This window comes from Duganella sp., assembly GCF_039595735.1.
GTDB lineage: Bacteria > Pseudomonadota > Gammaproteobacteria > Burkholderiales > Burkholderiaceae_D > Rugamonas.
Map to the genome: position 1 here is coordinate 440023 of NZ_JBCNLB010000002.1, position 21360 is coordinate 461382.

22 protein-coding genes are annotated in these 21360 nt (G+C 61.9%); 17 read left to right on the forward strand and 5 right to left on the reverse strand.

Annotated elements, in window-relative coordinates; genetic code table 11:
• The first annotated feature begins 83 nt into the window (after positions 1–83).
• The 7 genes from ABDW57_RS07040 to ABDW57_RS07070 are packed head-to-tail and all read left to right on the forward strand — an operon-like array spanning position 84 to position 6581.
• Positions 84–956 (forward strand): agglutinin biogenesis protein MshI, encoded by an 873-nt coding sequence (locus tag ABDW57_RS07040; protein ID WP_343729493.1) that lies wholly within the window; start codon positions 84–86, stop codon positions 954–956.
• Complete coding sequence (locus ABDW57_RS07045; protein ID WP_343729494.1) at positions 953–1618, forward strand: hypothetical protein; 666 nt, start codon at positions 953–955, stop codon at positions 1616–1618. Before ABDW57_RS07040 ends, ABDW57_RS07045 begins: the two co-directional genes overlap by 4 nt.
• Positions 1615–2337, forward strand: a complete 723-nt coding sequence (locus ABDW57_RS07050; RefSeq protein ID WP_343729495.1) for a hypothetical protein — start codon at positions 1615–1617, stop codon at positions 2335–2337. The genes ABDW57_RS07045 and ABDW57_RS07050 overlap by 4 nt, the downstream gene beginning before the upstream one ends.
• Positions 2322–2666: an MSHA biogenesis protein MshK gene (locus ABDW57_RS07055; RefSeq protein ID WP_343729496.1), complete on the forward strand. Its 345-nt coding sequence runs from the start codon at positions 2322–2324 to the stop codon at positions 2664–2666. Before ABDW57_RS07050 ends, ABDW57_RS07055 begins: the two co-directional genes overlap by 16 nt.
• 14 nt (positions 2667–2680) lie before the next feature.
• Complete coding sequence (gene mshL / locus ABDW57_RS07060) at positions 2681–4456, forward strand: pilus (MSHA type) biogenesis protein MshL (RefSeq protein ID WP_343729497.1); 1776 nt, start codon at positions 2681–2683, stop codon at positions 4454–4456.
• A gap of 2 nt (positions 4457–4458) precedes the next feature.
• Positions 4459–5355, forward strand: coding sequence for an AAA family ATPase (locus ABDW57_RS07065; RefSeq protein WP_176648447.1), 897 nt, complete (start codon positions 4459–4461; stop codon positions 5353–5355).
• The gene (locus ABDW57_RS07070) at positions 5352–6581 is read left to right on the forward strand and encodes a tetratricopeptide repeat protein (RefSeq protein ID WP_343729498.1); all 1230 of its coding nucleotides are present in this window, start codon (positions 5352–5354) and stop codon (positions 6579–6581) included. Before ABDW57_RS07065 ends, ABDW57_RS07070 begins: the two co-directional genes overlap by 4 nt.
• A 92-nt stretch (positions 6582–6673) precedes the next feature.
• On the opposite strand, the gene ABDW57_RS07075 is transcribed toward ABDW57_RS07070, so the two are convergent.
• From ABDW57_RS07075 to ABDW57_RS07085, 3 genes are read right to left on the reverse strand one after another with little or no spacing between them, the layout of a single operon-like run.
• Entirely contained in the window at positions 6674–7657 is a 984-nt protein-coding gene (locus tag ABDW57_RS07075) for an HD domain-containing phosphohydrolase (RefSeq protein ID WP_343729499.1), read from the reverse strand.
• A gap of 14 nt (positions 7658–7671) precedes the next feature.
• On the reverse strand, positions 7672–8850 hold the full coding sequence (locus ABDW57_RS07080) for a pyridoxal phosphate-dependent aminotransferase (RefSeq protein ID WP_343729500.1): 1179 nt from the start codon (positions 8848–8850) through the stop codon (positions 7672–7674).
• A 25-nt stretch (positions 8851–8875) separates the two neighbouring features.
• On the reverse strand, positions 8876–9310 hold the full coding sequence (locus ABDW57_RS07085; protein ID WP_343729501.1) for a putative toxin-antitoxin system toxin component, PIN family: 435 nt from the start codon (positions 9308–9310) through the stop codon (positions 8876–8878).
• 36 nt (positions 9311–9346) lie between these two features.
• Between ABDW57_RS07085 and yaaA the strand changes: the two genes are divergently transcribed.
• Positions 9347–10117, forward strand: a complete 771-nt coding sequence (yaaA, locus tag ABDW57_RS07090; protein WP_343729502.1) for a peroxide stress protein YaaA — start codon at positions 9347–9349, stop codon at positions 10115–10117.
• A gap of 96 nt (positions 10118–10213) precedes the next feature.
• Here the strand turns inward: yaaA and ABDW57_RS07095 are convergent, their stop codons facing one another.
• The gene (locus ABDW57_RS07095) at positions 10214–11029 is read right to left on the reverse strand and encodes an outer membrane protein assembly factor BamD (protein WP_343729503.1); all 816 of its coding nucleotides are present in this window, start codon (positions 11027–11029) and stop codon (positions 10214–10216) included.
• 87 nt (positions 11030–11116) lie between these two features.
• Between ABDW57_RS07095 and ABDW57_RS07100 the strand changes: the two genes are divergently transcribed.
• Together ABDW57_RS07100 and pgeF are read left to right on the forward strand one after the other, a co-directional pair.
• The gene (locus ABDW57_RS07100) at positions 11117–12127 is read left to right on the forward strand and encodes an RluA family pseudouridine synthase (protein ID WP_343729504.1); all 1011 of its coding nucleotides are present in this window, start codon (positions 11117–11119) and stop codon (positions 12125–12127) included.
• Complete coding sequence (gene pgeF / locus ABDW57_RS07105; protein WP_343729505.1) at positions 12127–12915, forward strand: peptidoglycan editing factor PgeF; 789 nt, start codon at positions 12127–12129, stop codon at positions 12913–12915. The genes ABDW57_RS07100 and pgeF overlap by 1 nt, the downstream gene beginning before the upstream one ends.
• A 2-nt stretch (positions 12916–12917) precedes the next feature.
• Here the strand turns inward: pgeF and ABDW57_RS07110 are convergent, their stop codons facing one another.
• Entirely contained in the window at positions 12918–13115 is a 198-nt protein-coding gene (locus ABDW57_RS07110; protein ID WP_343729506.1) for a hypothetical protein, read from the reverse strand.
• Positions 13116–13145: 30 nt separating this feature from the next.
• Between ABDW57_RS07110 and phaC the strand changes: the two genes are divergently transcribed.
• The 7 genes from phaC to ABDW57_RS07145 all read left to right on the forward strand — a co-directional run bounded on the left by phaC (position 13146) and on the right by ABDW57_RS07145 (position 21312).
• The gene (phaC, locus tag ABDW57_RS07115) at positions 13146–14795 is read left to right on the forward strand and encodes a class I poly(R)-hydroxyalkanoic acid synthase (protein WP_343729507.1); all 1650 of its coding nucleotides are present in this window, start codon (positions 13146–13148) and stop codon (positions 14793–14795) included.
• 202 nt (positions 14796–14997) lie between these two features.
• Complete coding sequence (gene phaR, locus ABDW57_RS07120; protein ID WP_176648436.1) at positions 14998–15555, forward strand: polyhydroxyalkanoate synthesis repressor PhaR; 558 nt, start codon at positions 14998–15000, stop codon at positions 15553–15555.
• 164 nt (positions 15556–15719) lie between these two features.
• Positions 15720–17078: a GH1 family beta-glucosidase gene (locus tag ABDW57_RS07125; protein WP_343729508.1), complete on the forward strand. Its 1359-nt coding sequence runs from the start codon at positions 15720–15722 to the stop codon at positions 17076–17078.
• A 50-nt stretch (positions 17079–17128) separates the two neighbouring features.
• Positions 17129–18370 (forward strand): ABC transporter substrate-binding protein, encoded by a 1242-nt coding sequence (locus ABDW57_RS07130; RefSeq protein WP_343729509.1) that lies wholly within the window; start codon positions 17129–17131, stop codon positions 18368–18370.
• A gap of 3 nt (positions 18371–18373) precedes the next feature.
• The gene (locus ABDW57_RS07135; protein ID WP_343729510.1) at positions 18374–19258 is read left to right on the forward strand and encodes a sugar ABC transporter permease; all 885 of its coding nucleotides are present in this window, start codon (positions 18374–18376) and stop codon (positions 19256–19258) included.
• A gap of 62 nt (positions 19259–19320) precedes the next feature.
• Positions 19321–20223, forward strand: a complete 903-nt coding sequence (locus ABDW57_RS07140) for a carbohydrate ABC transporter permease (RefSeq protein WP_343729574.1) — start codon at positions 19321–19323, stop codon at positions 20221–20223.
• Between the two features lie 3 nt (positions 20224–20226).
• The gene (locus tag ABDW57_RS07145; protein WP_343729511.1) at positions 20227–21312 is read left to right on the forward strand and encodes an ABC transporter ATP-binding protein; all 1086 of its coding nucleotides are present in this window, start codon (positions 20227–20229) and stop codon (positions 21310–21312) included.
• The last annotated feature ends 48 nt before the right edge of the window (positions 21313–21360 follow it).

Consider the following 21360-nt stretch of genomic DNA (forward strand, 5'->3'; position numbering starts at 1 on the left):
TGTGTTGATCTATGGGCTTGTTTAAAAGAGCTAAAAAAACCGATGGCTGGCTGACTGTCACTTTTCTGAGGGACGGTATCTGCGTGGGCCGCGTTCAGCGCCGCCGCGATGCCAAGGCCTTGGTGGAAGTGTCGAACTTCTATCCGGCCGACACTAGCTTCTCGCCCGACGTGCTCGATAAACTGAACAAAGACCTGAAAGCCGGCAACTACAACTGCGGCACCATGCTCAGCGGCGGCGAATATCAGATGTTGATGGTCGATGCGCCCAACGTGCCGCCGGATGAATTGAAAACCGCCGTGCGCTGGCGCTTGAAGGATATGTTGGACTTCCACGTCGACGACGCCACCATCGACGTGCTCGATATTCCGGTCGATCCCGGCAATGCCGCGCGCGGCCACTCCATGTTTGCCATCGCTGCCCGCAATACGCTGATCCAGTCGCGCCAAACGCTGTTCAGCGAAGCCAAGCTGGCGCTGACTGTGATTGACATTCCCGAGATGGCGCAACGGAATATCTCCGCGCTGCTGGAAACCGAGGGCCGCGGGCTGGCCATGCTGTCGTTCGATGCCGACGGCGGACTGCTGACCATCACCTACAAGGCCGAGCTGTATCTCTCGCGCCGCATCGACGTCACGCTGGCGCAGCTGCTGGAGCGCGATTCCGACCGTCAGCATGCCTGCTTCGACAAGATCACCCTGGAGCTGCAACGATCGCTCGACCACTTCGACCGTCAGTTCAGCCATGTGAATGTGCTCAAGTTGCTGCTGGCGCCGACTGGCGCCGAGGGTTTGCACGAACACCTGGCCAGCAATCTGTATATGCCGGTGGAAGCCATGACGCTGGATGACGTGTTCGACCTCAGTAACACGCCGGAATTGCAGGATACCGCGCAGCAGCAGCGTTTCTTCCTGACGCTGGGCGCGGCGTTGCGGCATGAGGAGGTGCATCTGTGAGCCAGCAGATCAACCTGTTCAACCCGATCTTCCTCAAGCAGAAGAAGATTTTCACCGCCTTGCCGATGGCGGAAGCGCTGGGCGTGGTCGTGGCCGGGGCGTTGCTGTTGAACTGGTACGCCAGCCAGAGCGTAGCCGAGCTGGAGAAAGAAGCCGCCGCCGGCAAGGTGGCGCTGGCCAAGCGCGAGCAGCGGCTGCAGCAGGCCAAGGCGCAATTCGCGCCGCGCGCCAAGGACCCGGCGCTGGCCGCGCAGTTGGCCGAGGCCGAGGCGGAATTGAAGGCGCTGCACGATGTGTCGTCGGTGCTGCAGGGCGGGGCGCTGGGCAACACGGCCGGCTATGCGGAATACTTCCGCGCGTTTTCACGTCAGAACGTCAGCGGCTTGTGGCTGACCGGCTTGAGCATCAATGGTGCCGGCAACGATATTGGCGTGCAGGGCAGGGCGATGCAGGCGGCACTGATTCCAAGCTACATCACCCGCCTGACCGGTGAACGTGTGATGCGCGGGAAGAGCTTCGCCAGCCTGGATATTGCGCGGCCGGCTGCGGCTGCCGTGGCGGCCCCTGCCGCAGGCGCGACCGCGCCGGCAAATGCAGCGCCGGCCGCGTCGCCGTTCGTGGAGTTCAGCCTGCAATCGACCGCGCAGGAGGCTGCCAAATGAAACAGCAGCTGCTGCAACAATGGATTAAGCTGAGCACTAAACTGGACGCCATGACCCTGCGCGAGCGCGCCATGGTGTTTGCGGCGGTGGTGGCGTCGATCCTGTTTCTGCTGTACACCACCTCGGTCGAGCCGCTGCTGAACAAGCAAAAGCTGCTGCGTGGCCAGATCAAGCAACAGCAGAATCAGGTGGCTGGCATCGATATGGAAATTGCCGCCATGGCGCAGGGCTTTGTGGTTGATCCGGACGTGGCCACGCGCGACAAGCTGCAAGCCGTGCGGCACGAAATCGACACTACCAGCGCCGGCCTGATGGCGGTACAAAAAGGGCTGGTGGCGCCGGACAAGATCGCGCCGCTGCTGGAGCAGCTGCTGCGCGGTAATGGCAAGCTGAAGCTGATGTCGATGAAGACCTTGCCGGTGACCGGCCTGAACGAAGCGGCCCTGCCGACTGCGCCGGTGCCGACGCCCGCTGCGGCCCCTGCGGCAGCGCCCGCCAAGGCCGCGCCCAAGCCGCGCGAGCTGCTGTACCGCCATGGCGTGGAAATCGTGCTGCAAGGGAGTTATCTCGACATGATCAGCTATATGGAAGCACTGGAGTCGTTGCCGGTTCAGCTGTTCTGGGGCAAAGCCAGGCTGGACGCGCAGCAGTATCCGAATTCGCGCCTGACGCTGACCCTGTACACGCTGAGCCTGGATCAGAAATGGATGAAACTATGAAGCGCCTGTTCTGCACTGCCTTGTTGCTGGCGGGCGTCGGCCAGGTTCATGCACAGACGCTGGTCGATCCGACCCAGCCGCCGCCGGAAGCGCGTCTGAGCCCGGGCGCGTCAGCGGACGTGCCGGCTGCGCCGAGAGGCCCGCAGCTGCAATCCGTGTTGATCGGCTCGCGCGGGCGCGAAGTGGCGGTGATCGACGGTCAGACTGTGCGCAAGGGTGAAAAGTTCAATGGCGCGGTGCTGGTGGAAGTACGTAAGAACCAGGTAGTGCTGCAACACGGCCGCAACAAACAGGTGCTGACCCTGTTCACAGAACCGTCGGCAAAATAAACGCGAAGAACGCTATGCAAAAAATTCTGACCATCGCCCTCGTTACGCTGCTGCTGGCTGGCTGCCAGACGCCGTCCACGCGCGACACCTACGACAAGATCAACAACGAGGTCAGCGCGGCCGCGGCCAAGCCGGCCATCGCCACCCAGAATGAGGCGGTGAGCAGCGCCTTGCTGCCGCCGGTTTCGCAACTGACCGATCAGTTGCCGAAGGCGCGCGCGGTGCTGGAAGAGCGCTTCAACGTGTCGTTCAACAATGTGCCGGTGCAGCAGTTCTACAATTCCATCGTGGCTGGCACGCGCTACAACATGCTGATCAACCCGGAAGTGACCGGCAATATCACCGCCAACCTGAAGGACGTGACGCTGTTCGAGGCGCTGGACGCGGTGCGCGAGCTGTATGGCTACGATTACAAGGTGGAAGGCACGCGCATCTACATCCGTCCGCTGACCATGCAGACCAAGATGTTCAAGATTAACTACCTGACCGCGATCCGCAAGGGTGGTTCCAGTCTGCGCGTGTCGTCGACCTCGGTGGCCAATGCCGGTGTGAGCAATAGCGGCGGCCAGAACAACGGCTCGTACAACAACAATAACGGCAACAACAATAACAACAACACCGGCAACGATCCGAACAATCCCAACGGCACCGGCTCGCAGTCGCAGCGCGATTCCGCCAACGTCTCGACCCGCTCGGAAAGCGATTTCTGGCTGGAGTTGAAGACCGCGCTGGAAGCGCTGGTGGAAATCGGCAAGGATGGCCGCAGCGTCACCATCAGCCCGCAGTCGGGCGTGATCGTGATCCGCGCCATGCCGGACGAGCTGCGCAATGTGGACATGTACCTGAAGGCGACGCAGTTGTCGGTGGACCGCCAGGTGATACTGGAAGCCAAGATCCTGGAAGTGGAATTGAACAGCAACTTCCAGAGCGGCATTAACTGGGCGGCATTCGGCAAGTTTGCCGCTGGCGGCAACAACCGCTTCTCGGCCGGCACGCTACAGCCGGGCAGCACACTGGGGCCACTGGGCACGCCGCTGGCCAGCACTGGCAAGACCGCCATCAACAGCACCCCGGGCAGCACCCTGGGTGCGGCCAGCGACGCGGTCGGTTCGCTGTTTGGCATGGCCTTCCAGACCAGTAATTTCGCCGCGCTGATTTCCTTCCTTGAAGGGCAGGGCACGGTGCATGTGCTGTCCAGCCCGCGCATCGCCACGCTGAACAACCAGAAGGCGCTGCTGAAGATCGGCACCGACGAGTTTTATGTGACCGGTGTCAGCACCACCACCACCACCAATGCCACCGGCGGTGGCATCAGCACACCGACCGTGACCTTGCAGCCGTTCTTCTCCGGGGTGGTGCTGGACGTCACGCCGCAGATCGACGAGGATGGCAACATCATTCTGCACGTGCACCCATCGGTCAGCCAGGTGTCCACCGTGAACAAGGGTTTGAACCTGGGTTCGCTGGGTAATTTCAACCTGCCGCTGGCGGCGTCGTCGACCTCGGAAATGGATAGCATGGTGCGCGGCCAGAACGGCCAGGTAGTGGCGATCGGCGGCCTGATGCGCCAGGCCACGACCACCGACCGCTCGGGCGTGCCGGGCGCGAACAGCGTGCCCGTGCTGGGCGCACTGTTCGGCAGCAAGAGCGAAGTGATCCAGAAGCGCGAGCTGGTGGTGCTGATCAAGCCGACCGTGATTGAATCGTCGTCGGACTGGAACCAGGATTTGCTCGATAGCGGTCGCCGCATGAAAGAGCTGGACCCAGGCCGGGCCAAGGGGCGCAATTAATCATGTACAGCAAACACTTCGGCCTGCGCGAGGCGCCGTTCAGCATCACGCCGGATACCAGCTATTTCTTCACCAGCCCGCATTCGCAGGAGGCGTTGAATACCTTGCTGGTGGCAGCCAAGAGCGGCGAGGGCTTCATCAAGATCACTGGCGAGGTCGGCACCGGCAAGACGCTGTTGTGCCGCAAGTTCATTGCCACGGTGGGGCCGGATTTTGTGACGGCGTATATCCCGAACCCGTATCTGGAGCCCCGCACGCTGATGCTGGCCCTGGCCGATGAACTGGAAGTGCCGCTGGAGCGCGACGTCGATCAGCATCAGCTGCTGAAGTCGATCACGCATCGGCTGATGGATCTGGCGCGCGAAGGCAAGCAGGTGCTGCTGCTGCTGGACGAGGCGCAGGCGATTCCAACCGAAAGCCTGGAAGCCTTGCGTCTGCTGACCAATCTGGAAACCGAGAAGCGCAAGCTGCTGCAGATCGTCCTGTTTGGCCAGCCGGAGTTGAACCAGCATTTGCAGGCCAATTCGATCCGTCAGCTGGCGCAGCGCATCACTTTCCATTACCACCTCGGGCCGCTGTCGCGCGATGACATCGAATACTATCTGGCGCATCGTCTGCGCGTGGCCGGTTATGCCGGCGGGCGCCTGTTCAGCCGTGGCGCGATTGCCGGCTTGTACAAGTCGAGCGGCGGCATTCCGCGTCTGGTGAATATCATGGCCAACAAGGCGCTGATGCTGTGCTACGGCGAGGGCAAGCAGCAGGTGACGCGCCGTCACGTCTCGCTGGCAGCCAGTGATACCGTGACCGGCGTACGCGGCCGCTTGCGCTGGGCGTGGATGGCGGGCGGCGTGAGCCTGTTGATTGCCGCATGTGGCCTGACCTGGGCGCTGACCAAATGAGCTTGATCAATAAAATGCTGCAGGACCTGGATGCACGCGGCGGTGCCGCTGCTTCGGCCGTGCATCAGGATGAAGTGAAGGCTGTGCCGTCCAGAGAGGGTGATCGGCGCCCGCTGCTGTTGGGTGGGGCGGCGGCCGGCGTGCTTGTGCTGGCTGCGGCTGGCTGGTATGGCTGGCATTGGTGGCAGGCGCGCAGCGCACCGCCGCCTGTGCAGATGGCGCGGGTAGTGGATACTCGTATTCCCATTCAACCGCGCTTCCAGCCGCCGCCGGCGCCCAAGTCGGCCGCCACCGCGAACCGTGACGAGGTCGCATCCGGCGCGGAGCGCGCCACCTCGGCGGCGGAGGCCGGTAAAAACCATGGCGAGCCGGCGGCCGACCACGGTAGCGCGGCACCGGCGGGCGAGTCTGCCGCTGCAGAGATGCGCAAGAGCCGCCGCGAGTCCGCGGCTGGCGATATTGCTGCTGCGGGGATGCTGAATGGTCGTCGCGAACCGGCAACTGGCGGCGTGACGGGCGAAGAGGCGCCCGCCAAACGGGCGGCACGGCCGACACGCGTGGCCGGCGACGCCGATGCCGCTGCGGCGCCATCGCGCAAGACGCGCGCGGCGGCGGCGACGTCGCCGGCCGCAGACGGCGTGGTGTTGCGCGAACTGACGCCGAAACAAATCTCGGAAAACAGCTATCGCCGCGCGCTGCTTGCCCTGCAGGAAGGCCGCGTGAGCGCGGCGCTGGCAGACCTGGACAAGGCGGTCGAAGTCGACCCGCGCAACGACGCTGCGCGTCAGACCTATGTCAGCCTGCTGCTGGAAAACAAACGCACCGACGACGCCATCCGCCAGCTGCGCCTGGCGCTGGGCGTCGATCCGCGTCAGCCGGGACTGGCGATGGTGCTGGCGCGACTGCAGCTGGAGAAGGGTGGCCCGGCACTGGAGACCTTGCTGAAGACGCTTCCATACGCCGGCGATAACGCTGATTACCACGCTTTTCTGGCCGGTGTGCTGCAGCGCGAGCAGCGCCACACCGAAGCGGCCGAGCATTACCGCCAGGCGCTGCAAATGTCGCCGCAAAACGCCGTGTGGTGGATGGGATTGGGCATTTCGCTGCAAGCCGAGCAGCACCTGCCGGAAGCGCGTGAAGCCTACAACCGGGCCCGCAGCAATCCCGGCCTGACGCCGGAACTGCGCGGCTTCGTCGAACGCAAGCTGGAACAGCTATCGCGCTGACACGTCGTTCCGGCGAACGCCGGAACCCATAGAACGCGTGCGCTGTATTGAAGCACGCGCTCTATGGATACCGGCTTTCGCCGGTATGACGGTCAGAGACTGGCTTGTGCGCCCCAGATCTGCTTCATGCTGAAGCGGATCGAAGCCTGATCTTCGCTCAGCGACTCGGCAATGCAGCACTCGCCGTCACCAGTGCGGCGCTGCATGGCCGGCGACAACACGCCGCCTGCCGGATCGCGCAGACAATGGATGCCGCGCGCCTCGCCGTCCGAAAAACGCTGACTGACCACACCTATCTCGCCGCTGGTCAGCCGCACCACGCAGCCCGGCGGATAATCGCCCAGCTCGCGCTGAAAATACTGCACCAGCAGCGGGTCCACCGGCGCCGCCTTATCCTCGATCAGATTGCGCAAGGCTAGCCGCGGCGGCAGCGAACGGCGGTAATTGCGTGCCGAGACCTGCGCGCAGTAGCGATCAGCCAGGCTCAACAGCTTGGCGTTCAAGGTCACTTCCGGGCTGGCGATGCCGGCCGGATAACCGCTGCCGTCGTCGTTCTCGTGGTGCATCAGCACACAGGAAATCCAGTCATCGTCTTCCACGCCGACACAGCGCAGCATGTCCACACTTTCCTCCGGGTGACGGCGCACGATGGCCATCTCCTCGCTGGTAAGCGGGGTGGTCTTGTTCTGGAACGTCTCGTGATGGCGCAGCATGCCGACGTTCATGGTCAGCGCGGCGGCCGTCACGGTCAGGGTGTTGTTTGCATCCAGCTGCATGGCGCGCGCGATCACCACCGTCACCACCGCCGTCTCGATGCAGTGACGCACGGCATAGGTGCCGTTGATCTGGCTGAGGAAAATGCAGGCCAGCGCCACGTCCGGATTCAGCTCCACCGCCTGGATCACCTGGCGCGCGATCTCGCGGATCTCGCGTTCGGCGTTGTGCTCGTTGCGCAGATTGTGCAGCAGGCGCTCCAGCTCGCGGTTGCACAGGTTCAGCTGATGCAGCACCGACGGCGTGGGTTCTGCAAACGCCGGCGCCTCCAGCGGCGATTGCAGTTGATTAGCTTCGGACATGTTGTAATCCCGGTCTACACTTTGCCCAGCCGCTCCAATGCGAGTGCCAGGGTCTCCTCTTTTTTGGCAAAGCAGAAGCGGACGATGCCGGACTCCTTGCCTTGCTGGTAAAAGGCCGATACCGGAATGGCGGCCACCTTGATTTCGGTGGTCAGCCACTCGGCGAATTCGGCTTCTGTCTGTGTTGAAATTTTATCGTAACGCACGCACTGGAAGTAGGTGCCGTCGGCCGGCAGCAACTCGAAGCGCGTGTTTTTCAAACCGTCGCGGAACAGGTCGCGCTTGCGCTGGTAAAAGGCCGGCAGTTCCAGATATGGCTTGGGATCGGCCATGTAGCTGGCGATGCCGTGCTGCATCGGCGTGTTCACGCTGAAGACGTTGTATTGATGGACCTTGCGGAATTCCGCCATCAGCGGCGCAGGCGCGGCCACGTAGCCGATCTTCCAGCCGGTGACGTGGTAAGTCTTGCCGAAGCTGGATACCACGAAAGCGCGTGCCGCCAGTTCGGGGTGGCGGCTGACCGATTCGTGCTGGTGGCCGTCATAGACCATGTGTTCATAGACTTCGTCCGACAGGAGCAGGATATCGGTGCCGCGCACGATGTCGCTCAGCGCCTGCATGTCGGCGGCGCGCAGCACGGTACTGGTCGGGTTGTGCGGCGTGTTGATGATGATCAGGCGGGTCTTGCTGGTGACCGCCGCAGCGACCTTGTGCCAGGGCACGGTGTAGCCATCGGCGCCGACTTCCATTTCGACCGCCACCGGCACGCCGCCGGCCAGCGTGATCGCCGGCACGTAGCTGTCGTACACCGGTTCGATGACGATTACCTCGTCGCCCGGATGGACGCAGCAGAAAATCGCCGTGGTCAGGGCCTGGGTGGCGCCGGCGGTGACGGTGATCTCGCCGTCAACGTGGTACTGGTGGCCGTAGATGGCCGCGATCTTGGTGACGATGGCCTGGCGCAACACCGGCGCGCCGCTCATCATCGGATACTGGTTGAAGTCAGCCTGCATGGCGTCGTTGACCGCATGCAGCAGACTGCGCTCGCAGCCAAAGTCCGGGAAGCCCTGGCCCAGATTGACGGCGCCGGCCTGCGCGGCCAGCGTGGACATGCGGGTAAACACAGTGGTGCCGACCGCCGGCAGGCGGGTGGTCAGAATGGGCGTCAGCGGGAGATCGTTGCGGCTGTTCATGGTGGTTTGGTCGTGGACGGTTAGCTTATTCTAGCGCAATCCACTTCTCCGGTAGCATCACCTTGAACATGCCTTCGCGGGCCAGGCGGCGCGCCAGTTTCAGCAGGGCTTTATCCTTGGTGATCAGCACCTCGGCGCCGGCATCGCGGGCGATTTCCAGGAACTTCTGGTCGGCCTTATCGCTGCACACCGGCAGCTTGATGGCGGATGCGGGCGGCGCCACCACCTTGATCAGCTGGTCGAAGCGGGCGGCGGCCAGCGGGCGGCTGTCGTCATCCAGCGGCAGATGCTGGTAGTGCAGCACGATGTTGTATTCGTCGCGGCAATCGGCGCGGGTGACGGCTTCGATCTCGCCGCGCTCGATCGCCCCCACCAGCTTGGCCCAGCGCGGATCGTTGAACACGAACAGATCGAGGCAAACGTTGGTGTCGATAACGACTTTCTTTGGAACAGGTATCATGTAGGCTAGTTATGTGAAAATGTTTTTTGGAATCTTATGCTGATAGTGCTTTCCCCGGCAAAAAGTCTCGATCTGGAGACCCCGCCAACCACCCGGTTGCATACCCAACCGTCGTTTCTCGATCATTCCGAACTGCTGATCAACCGTCTGCGCGAGTTTACCCCGGCCGAACTGGGCGAGCTGATGGACTTGTCCGACAACCTGTCGGCCCTGAACGTGGCGCGCTATGCCTCGTGGACCAAGGACACCAGCGAAGCACGCCAGGCCGTGATGACGTTCAACGGCGATGTCTACGATGGTCTGGACGCCCGCACCCTCAAGCCGGCCCAGCTGGATTACGCACAATCGCGCATCCGCATCCTGTCGGGGCTGTACGGCATGCTGCGTCCGCTGGACCTGATCCATCCGCACCGGCTGGAGATGGGCACCCGCCTGACCACGCCGCGCGGCAAGAATTTGTATGACTTCTGGGGCGACACCATCGCCCAGGCGTTGAACCAGACGGCGGGGGAGCAGGGCGCCGAGACGCTGGTGAATCTGGCATCGGAGGAGTATTTCAAGTCGGTCAAGCCAAAAGCGCTGGGGCTGCCGGTGATTACGCCGCTGTTCGAGGACTGGAAGAACGGCAAATACAAGATCATCTCGTTCTATGCCAAGCGCGCGCGCGGGCTGATGGCGCGTTACGCGGCCGTGAAAGGCATCACCGATCCGCAAAAGCTGAAGAAATTCGACGTCGACGGCTACCGCTTCGTGCCCGATGCCTCCGACGCCAACACCTGGATCTTCCGCCGCCGCATCGAGCAATAAACTCCGGGGTCAGGTCCGCCATTTCTACACGACCTCTACCGTAGCAAACGCTACGGTAGAGGTCGTGTAGAAATGGCGGACCTGACCCCGGAGTTTTTACATGCTGGCGTTGGAGCTCCAGAAGTTCCACCACTTGCGACCGGCCTTTTTGCCTTCGTCCAGGAACTTGGAGTTCGGGTAGTTGAGCTTGAAGACGCGCTCGGTGTCGTTCTTCAGCTCGGTCATGCCCAGCTTGTCGTAGCTGCGGATCATGATGAACAGCGCTTCCTCGATCGACGGCGTGTCGCGGAAGTCGTTCATGATGCCCATGGCGCGGTTGGCCGCCGCCAGGTAGGCGCCACGACGGTAGTAGTAGCGCGCCACGTGAATCTCATACGAGGCCATCGCATTCAGCAGATAACGCATGCGCGCCAGGGAATCCGGGGTATACTTACTCTCCGGGAACTTGGTCACCAGCTCCTTGAACGCCGCGTACGCTTCGCGCGTGGCTTTCGGATCACGCTCGGTGGCGTCCTGCTCGTAGACGAAGTTCAGGAAGCTGATCTGATCGTTGAAGTTGATCAGGCCGCGCAGGTAGTACATGTAATCGACGTTGGCGTGATTCGGGTGCAGCTTGATGAAGCGCTCCACCGCCGCCAGCGCCTGCGCCTGGTCCTGCGACTTGTAGTAAGCGTAGGCGATATTCATCTGCGCCTGCTGGGCGTAGGTGCCGAATGGATAGCTCGATTCCAGCTTTTCAAACAGCTGAATTGCGCGCTCGTAGTGCTGGCCTTCCAGTTCTTCGTTCGCCTCCGAGTATAATTTCGTAGCGCTCCAACCTTTTGTTTCGTCGGCTTTTTCAGAGAAAAGGCCACAACCGGACAAACCAAGCAGAACTACTGTTGCTGCGACTACCGATAATTTTTTTTGCATATCTTTTGCAAGAAACTGTTTAACCAAAGTTTTACGAGGCTAATTATAGCCGATAGGATTACCGTGATATTAAACGCAAAGCCGAATTTGGCCGAATCTTCCTCCGAACACGATGCCGACGCCGAACTGGCGCTCCACGATGACGATGACGACGGTCTGGCGCCCATCGAACTCGCACTGAGCCCCGAACACTGCGGCCAGCGCCTCGATAAAGTGATCTCCGGCCTGGTGCCGCAATTTTCCCGCGGCCGCCTGCAAACCTGGATTAGCGACGGTTTTGTCACGGTCGACGGTAAAACCGCCAAAAGCACCAAGGACACTGTCTACGGCGACGAGAAGGTCATCATTCTGCCCCAACCGGAGCCGGAAGACGAGGCTTTTAAGCCGGAACCGCTCGACCTTAACATTGTTTTTGAAGATGAGCACCTGATTGTCATTAATAAACCGGCCGGCCTGGTGGTCCACCCCGGCGCCGGCAACTGGTCCGGCACGCTGCTGAACGGCCTGCTGCACCATTGCCCGCAGCTGAGCGGGGTGCCGCGCGCCGGCATCGTACACCGGCTGGACAAGGATACCAGCGGCCTGATGGTGGTCGGCAAGACCCTGGCCGCCCAGACCGACCTGGTGCGCCAGCTGGCCGCCCGTACCGTCAAGCGCGAGTATTTCGCTTTGGTGTGGGGCACGCCGCGCATTAGCGGTACTATTGATGCTGCGATGGGACGCCACCCGCGCGACCGCGTCAAGATGGCGGTGTCGACCGGCATGGGCTCCAAGCCGGCCATCACCCATTACGCGTTGATCGCCAGCGGCAAGCTGGGCGAGGGCCGTCCCGTCAGTCTGGTGCAGTGCCGCCTTGAAACCGGCCGCACCCACCAGATCCGCGTGCACATGCAGTCGATCGGCTTCCCGCTGGTGGGCGACACGGTGTACGGCAAGCAGCACCTGGCCGACTATTTCCCGCGTCAGGCGCTGCAGGCGCGACGCCTGGGGCTGGTGCATCCGGCCACGGGTGAAGCATGCGAGTGGCTGGTGCCGCTGGCGCAGGATTTTGCCGAACTGCTGGCCCGTGCCGGCATCGAGGAACCGGAACAGATTTGATGTCGATACACCAGCAGTGGCTGATCCCGCACTGGCCGGGCTTGCCAGAAAATATCGGGGTGCTGTCCACCACCCGGCGCGGCGGCGTCAGTCCCGCGCCGTATGACGATGGCATGGGCGGCGGCGGCCTCAACCTGGGCACCCACGTGGGCGACCAGCCGCACAATGTGGCACAGAACCGCGATATCCTGCGCGCCCAGTTGCCGGACGAGCCGGTCTGGCTGTCGCAGGTGCACGGCACGGCGGTGGTCAATCTGGCCCAAGTGCGGCCGCAGCAGGTGCCGGAAGCCGATGCCTGTTTCTCCACCATTCCCGGCAAGGTCTGCACCATCATGACGGCGGACTGTCTGCCAGTCCTGTTCTGCGACAGACAGGGCAAGACCGTCGGCGCGGCCCACGCGGGCTGGCGCGGACTGGCTGCCGGGGTGCTGGAAAACACGGTGGAAACCATGCGCGCGGCCGGCGCCGGCGACCTGGTGGCGTGGATGGGGCCGGCCATCGGCCAGTATCAGTTCGAGGTGGGGCCGGAGGTCCGGCAGGCTTTCCTGCAGGGCGCGCTGGACGCGTCCGGCGTGCGCCATGTCGAGGCGGCCTTCAGCGCCATCGACGGCAAGCCGGGCAAGTTCCTGGCCGATATCTACGGCCTGGGGCGCTATCTGCTGCACCGCGCCGGGGTGGCGGAAGTGCACGGGGGCGAGTTCTGCACCGTGTCCAATTCCGGCCGGTTTTACTCCTATCGCCGCGACGGCGTCACCGGCCGTCAGGCCACGCTGATCTGGATCAAATGAACTTATTGCGGCGGCGGCTGGTCTTTCTGTAAGGCGGCCCGCCGCCGGGCTTTGCGCTGGCTGCTGCCGGCGATGTACATCACCGTCCCCAAGGGCAGCACGCAATAGAACAAAAACGTTACAATTCCCGCAACGATGGAAGTTTCCGTCAACGCCATCAGGCCGACTACGTAGATCCAAGCAACAGCAACAATCAGCATTGTGTTTAACTCACTTTTAGGGAATCACAGATGAATATGCCAGATCCTCAAGCTTTTGCCAGTGCCTGGATGCAGTCCAATCCGCTGGCCGCCATGATGCAGGATGCAGGCGCGCACATCAAGCCGGAGGCGATGGAGCAGCTGAAAAACGCATACCTCAGGGACTTCGGTGCGTTGTGGCAGGAGTTCATCAGCGGCAAGGCGCCGGCCATCAGCGACCGCCGCTTTACCTCGGCCGCGTGGCAGGGCAATCCGATGTCGGCGTTCAACGCCGCCGCCTATCTGCTCAACGCCAAATTCCTGAACGCGATGGTGGAGACGGTGGAAGCCACTCCCCAGCAAAAACAGAAGATCCGCTTTGCCGTGCAGCAGATCATAGACGCCATGTCGCCGGCCAACTTCCTGGCCACCAATCCGGAAGCGCAGCAAAAGCTGATCGAAACCAAGGGCGAGAGCCTGACCCGCGGCCTGGTCAATATGCTGGGCGATATGAACAAGGGCCATATTTCGCTGTCGGACGAATCGGCGTTTGAGGTCGGCCGCAACCTGGCCATCACCGAGGGCACGGTGGTGTATGAGAACCCGCTGTTCCAGCTGATCCAGTACACGCCGAAAACCGCCACCGTCAACCAGGTGCCGCTGCTGATGGTGCCGCCGTGCATCAACAAATACTACATTCTCGACCTGCAGCCGGAAAATTCGCTGGTGCGCTACGCGGTGGAGCAGGGCAATACCGTGTTCCTGATCTCGTGGAGCAATCCGGACAAATCGCTGGCCAACACCACCTGGGACGATTACGTCGAGAAGGGCGTGATCCAGGCCATCCGCGTGACCCAGGACATCAGCGGCGAAGATAAGCTGAACATGTTTGGCTTCTGCGTCGGCGGCACCATCGTCTCGACCGCGCTGGCGGTGCTGGCCGCGCGTGGCGAGCAGGTGGCCAACAGCCTGACCCTGCTGACCACCTTCCTCGACTTCCGCGATACCGGCGTGCTGGACGTGTTTGTCGATGAGGCGCAGGTGTCGATCCGCGAGCAACAGCTCAAGGGCGGCGGCCTGATGCCGGGCCGCGACCTGGCCAGCACCTTCTCCAGCCTGCGTCCGAACGACCTGGTGTGGAATTACGTGCAGTCCAACTACCTGAAGGGTAACGATCCGGCCGCATTCGACCTGCTGTTCTGGAACTCGGACAGCACCAATCTGCCGGGGCCGATGTTCTGCTGGTATCTGCGTAACACCTACCTTGAAAACAGGCTCAAGACCGGCAAACTGGTGGTGGCGGGCGAGAAGGTGGACCTGAGCAAGATCGATGTGCCGTCCTTTGTGTACGGCTCGCGCGAAGACCATATCGTGCCGTGGCCGTCGGCGTTTGATTCGCTGGCCGTCCTGAGCGGCAACAGCCGCTTCGTGCTGGGCGCGTCCGGCCACATTGCCGGTGTGATCAATTCGCCAGCCAAGAACAAGCGCAGCTACTGGATCAATGACAGTGGCAAGGCCAAAACCGCCACGGCATGGTTCGATGGCGCCACCGAAAAGCCGGGGAGCTGGTGGCCCGAATGGTCGACCTTCCTGAATGATAACGGCGGCAAAAAGGTCAAACCGAAGGCCAAGCCGGGCAATAGCCGTTACACGCCGATCGAGCCGGCGCCGGGACGTTATGTTAAGGTGAAGGCAGATTAATTACGTTGGGGAAAAAGCCGGCCCATTGTCTGGATGTAAAAATGGTTGCGTTGCAATAAAGGCCAAAAGTTATATCAGATTGTGCAAGACGGGCTTTTTCCCCTCTATAATAAGTAAAGTAGGCACGCGGGAAGCGGATGATCGATCCGCTTCTTTCCGATTTTTAAGAGACACGCGCTGCGGCGCAATAAACGGACTTGTGATGAGTAGTGCGAAAAAAAATGCTGACCGCCTGATTAAAAAATATCCGAACCGTCGTCTGTACGACACGCAGACCAGCTCCTACATCACGTTGACCGACGTGAAGCAACTGGTGCTGGACAACGAAGAGTTCACGGTGGTTGACGCCAAGACCAATGAGGACCTGAGCCGCAGCATCCTGTTGCAGATCATCCTGGAAGAGGAAGCCAGCGGCGCGCCGATGTTCTCCAGCGACGTGCTGGCGCAGATCATCCGTTTCTACGGCCACGCCATGCAGGGCATGATGGGCTCGTATCTGGAAAAGAACGTCCAGGCGTTTACCGACATCCAGCGTAAGTTCACCAGCACCGCGGTCGGTGGCCAGCCGTTCAGCCCGGAGATGTGGACCCAGTTCATGAATGTCCAGGGCCCGATGATGCAGGGCATGATGAACAACTACATCGACCAGAGCAAGAGCCTGTTCGTGCAGATGCAGGAGCAGATGCAGAACCAGAGCAAGAACCTGTTCGGCACCTTCCCGTTCGCGCCGGTTCCACCGACGCCGACCGACAAGAAGTAATTTCCCTACGCTGCCCGGCAGCACCCAGACGGCACAGCGCTGTTGGCGACTGTGCCGTTTTTGTAACTCCACTACAAATCTGTTGACACCCGAAATTCTTCGGTAGTACTATCGACAACATCTTGTGGAAGCGCTTCCACATTAATATAAATCAAGGAGATGTTGTGGTAGAGCAGACGTTTTCGCCGCCGGCCGAGTCGGTCCTGTGGAACAAGGATTTTCTGATCGGCGCAGCCACTGCCGCCTACCAGATCGAAGGCGCCATTCACGAGGACGGCCGCTTGCCGTCGATCTGGGATACTTTCTCCGCCACGCCAGGCAAGACCCTGGCTGGCGACACCGGCGAATTCGCCTGCGACCATTACCACCGCTGGGAAGAGGACGTGGAGTTGCTGGCGTCGCTGAACGTGGGCGCCTACCGCCTGTCGATTTCCTGGCCGCGCGTGATGACGCTCGACGGCCAGCCGAATCAGAAGGGCATCGCGTTTTACCGCAAGCTGCTGAAGGCGCTGCGGGCGAAAGGCTTGAAAACCTACGTCACGCTGTATCACTGGGATCTGCCGCAGCACCTGGAAGACAAGGGCGGCTGGGTCAACCGCGACACCGCTTACAAGTTTGCCGACTACGCCGACATGATCAGCCGGGAGCTGAAAGGCCTGGTCGATGCCTGGGCCACGCTGAACGAGCCATGGTGCTCGGCCATGCACGGCTATGGCACCGGCCACCACGCGCCTGGCAAGCAGGACGTGGTGTTCGCGACGCAGGCCATGCACCATCTGCTGCTCGGCCACGGTCTGGCGGTCAAGCATCTGCGCGCCAACGATCCCGCGGCGCAGGTGGGCATCGTCGCCAACGTCGGACGCGGCACCAGTACCGACCCCAGCGCCGCAGGCCAGCGCGCGGCGTGGCTGTTCGAGCTGCAGCACAATAACTGGATACTCGATCCGCTGCTGAAAAAGTCCTATCCATCGGCACTGTGGGAGCTGTGGCCGGGCGCCCAGCCGACCATCCTGAATGGCGACATGGACATCATCGGCGTGCCGCTCGATTTTTTAGGCATCAACTACTACTTCCGCACCAATGTGGTGAGCGACGGTAAGCACGGCTATGTGGAAGTCGATCTGGAAGGCGTGGAGCGCACGCAGATGGGGTGGGAAGTTTACCCGGACGGCCTGCGCCACCTGCTGATCGGCTTCCACCGCGATTATCCGAATCTGCCGCCGATCTACATCACCGAAAATGGCATGGCCACCGACGATGTGGTGGTGGACGGCGAGGTGCGCGACCACCAGCGCATCTCCTTCCTGAACCGCCACCTGGAGGCGGTGAACCAGGCGGTGAAGGCGGGCGTCGACGTGCGCGGTTACTTTATCTGGTCGCTGATGGACAATTTCGAATGGGCCTTTGGTTATGAGCGCCGTTTCGGTATCATCCATGTCGATTACGCCACGCAGAAGCGTACGCTGAAACAGAGTGCAAAACTGGTGACACAGTTCCTGGCAGAGCGGTCTGCCCAAAACTAAGCCAGACGAATAGAATAGGGCGCGCGACGCTCACAAGGGAGACAAACAGTATGATCAAGGCCTCAAAACTGGCCGGCGCAGTTGCGCTGGCCCTGGCGGCAAGCGGCGCCGCGCATGCGCAAGCGCCATTGAAAGCCACCGTGATTCACTGGTGGACCTCGGGCGGCGAATCGGCCGCCGTCAAGCAGTTTGCGGAAGCATATAACAAGGCCGGCGGCCAGTGGGTCGACCAGGCCATCGCCGGCGCCGATCAATCGCGCGCCACCACCATCAACCGCATCGTCGGCGGCAATGCGCCAACTGCCGCGCAGTTCAACACCTCCAGGCAGTTCCGCGACTTCGTTGAACAGGGCTTGCTGAATAATGTCGACGACGTCGCGATCGCCGGCAAGTGGGACCAGATCATGCCGCCGTCGATCCTGCAGGCGATCAAGATCAATGGCCACTTCTACGCCGCGCCGGTGGACATCCACATGCCGGCCTGGTTCTTCTACTCCAAGGCCGCGTATAAAAAAGCCGGCATCACCAACGAGCCGCAAACCTGGGAAGAATTCCTGGCGCAGCTGGCCAAGCTGAAAGCCGCCGGTGTAGTGCCGCTGGCCTTCGGCGGCCAGGTGTGGCAGGAGAAGATCACTTTCGACGCCATCTTCGCCATGGTCGGCGGCGCTGACCTCTACCTGAAGGTGTATCGTGACCGCGACCAGAAGGCGGTGATGTCGCCGCAGTTCAAACAGGTGCTGATCGAATTCAAAAAGCTGAAAGGCTTTGTGGATGCCGGCTCGCCGGGCCGCAACTGGAACGATGCCACCGCCATGGTGGTGCAGGGCAAAGCCGGCGTGCAGATCATGGGCGACTGGGCCAAGGGCGAATTCGCCGCCGCCAAACAGGTGGCGGGCAAAGACTTTGGCTGCTATCCGGGCTTTGGTCCGAAGGCGCCGTACATCGTCGCCGGCGACGCCTTCGTGTTCCCGAAAACGAACGACGCCAATGCCGTCAAGGCGCAAAAGCTTTTGGCCAATGTGGTAACGTCTCCATCGGCACAGGTGGCGTTCGCCGCGCGTAAAGGCGCGATCCCGATTCGCGGCGACGTCGATGAATCGCAGCTCGATATCTGCGCCAGGCAGGGCCTGGCCATCATGAAGGACAAGTCGCGCCAGCTGCCTAACACCGAGATGCTGGCCACCCCGGACACCACCGGCGCGCTGCAGGATGTACTGACCAGCTACTGGAACAAGAACCAGTCCGCGGACGATGCGCAGAAAGCCTTCGCCCGCGCCATCAAGGGCGAATAAGCCATGGTCAAGAAACGTCAGAACGTTTCATTCGCGGCCTACATCGCCATCCTGCCGATGGCGCTGACCGTGTTGCTGGCCTACCTCGGCACCATGTTGTGGACGGCGCGCGTCTCGGTCAGCAGCTCGCGCACTTTCCCGGCCAGCGACTTTGTCGGCGCCTCGCAGTACATCCGCCTGTTCAACAACGAGCGCTGGCTGCTGTCGCTGCAAAACGTGGCGGTGTACGGGGTGCTGTTCATCGCTTTGTGCCTGATCATCGGCTTCCTGCTGGCGGTATTCATCGATCAGAAAGTGATGGCCGAAGGCGCGCTGCGCACCGTGTTCCTGTATCCGTACGCGATGTCGTTTGTGGCCACGGGCCTGATCTGGCAGTGGATATTGAATCCGGAGCTGGGCATTCAGGAAGTGCTGCACAAGCTGGGATGGACCAACGCGCAATTCGACTGGATAGTCGATCAGGACATGGCCATCTACACGATCGTGATCGCCACCGTGTGGCAGGCCTCCGGCCTGGTGATGGCGCTGATGCTGTCCGGCCTGCGTGGCGTGGATGAGGAGATCTGGAAGGCCGCTCGTATCGACGGCATCCCGCGCTGGCGCGTGTACCTCAGCATCGTGCTGCCGATGCTGGGACCATCCGTATCGACCGCTTTCGTGCTGTTGTTTGTGATGGTGGTGAAGGTATTCGACGCCGTGGTGGCGATGACGCAGGGCGGCCCCGGCACGGCCAGCGAAGTGCCGGCCAAGTTCATCATGGATTATCTGTTTGGCCGCGCCAATATTGGCCTGGCTTCCGCTGCTTCGATCGTGCTGCTGCTGACGGTACTGGCGATCGTCGCGCCGCTGTACTTCGTGCGCAACCGCCGCGCCGCATTGGGGGCATGATGGGACAAGTTGTGAAACTCGATAAAACCGCTGATGCCGCGCACGCCGCGGAGCAGGCCCGCCTGGCCGCCGCCAACGACGCCAGCATCCCGGCACCGCGCCCGCGCCGCAAGCTGGCGTGGACGCCGGCCCGCATCGGCGTGTATGGCTTCCTGATCGTGGTGGCGCTGTTCTTCCTGCTGCCGCTGTACGTGATGCTGGTCACCTCGGTGAAGCCGATGGAAGAAATCCGTCTCGGCACGCTGTTCGCGCTGCCGCAGCACTTCACGCTGGAGCCGTGGGTGCAGGCCTGGTCTTCGGCCTGCACCGGCCTGGAATGCAACGGCATCAAGGGCGGCTTCTGGAACTCGGTCGCCATCGTGGTGCCAAGCACCATCCTGTCGATCGCCATCGGCGCGGTCAATGGTTATGCGCTGTCGTTCTGGCGTCCTCGCGGTGCCGGCTTCCTGTTTGCGGTCCTGATGATGGGTGCCTTCATTCCGGTGCAGGTGATGATTTATCCGCTGGTGCGGGTGCTGGCGGCGGTAAACCTGTTCAGTTCCCTGCCGGGGATCATCCTGATCCACACCATCTTCGGCATGCCGGTGATGACACTGTTATTCCGCAATTACTACGCGGCGCTGCCGCTGGAACTGTTCAAGGCAGCGCGCATCGACGGCGGCGGTTTCTGGCGCATCTTCCTGCAACTGATGCTGCCGATGTCGACCCCGGTGATCGTGGTGGCGGTGATCATGCAGGTGACCGGCATCTGGAACGACTTCCTGCTGGGCCTTGTGTTTGCCGGCAGCGAGCATTTGCCGATGACGGTCCAGCTGAACAACATCATCAACACCACCACCGGCGAGCGCCTGTACAACGTCAACATGGCGGCCACGATACTGACGTCCATCGTGCCGCTGGCGCTCTACTTTATCTCCGGCCGCTGGTTCGTGCGCGGCATCGCTTCTGGCGCAGTGAAGGGTTAAACCATGTCTAACGTAGCTATTCGTAATTTGCAGATTCAGCTGGGCGGCAACAAGGTGATCGAGTCGCTCAACCTCGACGTGAAAGCAGGGGAGTTCGTGGTGCTGCTCGGCCCTTCGGGCTGCGGCAAATCGACCCTGCTGCACAGCATTGCGGGCCTGATCGACACCAGCGCCGGCCAGATCGAAATCGGCGGCAAGGACATGACCTGGGCCGATCCCAAGGACCGCGGCATCGCGCTGGTGTTCCAGTCCTACGCGCTGTACCCGACCATGAATGTGGAAGCGAACATGTCCTTCGGCCTGCGCATCAGCGGCACGCCGAAGGCGGAAATCGCCCGCCGCGTCTCGCGCGCTTCGGACATGCTGCAACTTGGCCCGCTGCTGAAGCGCAAGCCGGCCAACCTGTCGGGTGGTCAGCGTCAGCGCGTGGCGATCGGCCGCGCCATTGTGCGTGAAGCGGATGTGATGCTGTTCGATGAACCGCTGTCCAACCTTGACGCCAAGCTGCGCACGGAACTGCGGCGCGAACTGAAACAGCTGCACAAACAGCTGGGCGCGACCATGATCTACGTCACCCACGATCAGGTCGAGGCGATGACGCTGGCGCAGCGTATGGCCGTGATGAAGGGCGGCGTGGTGCAGCAGTTCGACACGCCGGACGTCATCTACAATACGCCCGCCAATCTGTTCGTGGCGACCTTCCTTGGTTCCCCGGGCATGAACCTGTTCAAGGGGGAGCTGGAGCAGCAGGGTGGCCGCAGCGTCTTCAAGAACGAACACCTGTCGGTCGATGTGACCGGCTATCCCTTCAAGCAGCCGCTGACCGGCAAGCACGCCTGCGTGCTCGGTGTGCGGCCGGAAGACATCGACGTCGGGCATGGCGACGGCGTCGGTCAGGCAGTGCGCGCGTCGGTCTCGCTGATCGAGGCCATGGGCGCGCATCGCGTTGTATGGCTGAACTTCCACGGCACGCAGGTTGCGGGCATAGTGCAAGAGCAGCAGCTGATTGAAACGGAAAAGGAGCTCAGCTTCTCGATCCGGACCAATCGTATTTCCCTGTTTGACGGAGCCAGCGAACAGCGGCTCTAAACTCCGGGGTCAGGTCCGCCATTTCTACACGGCCTCAGCCGTAATACG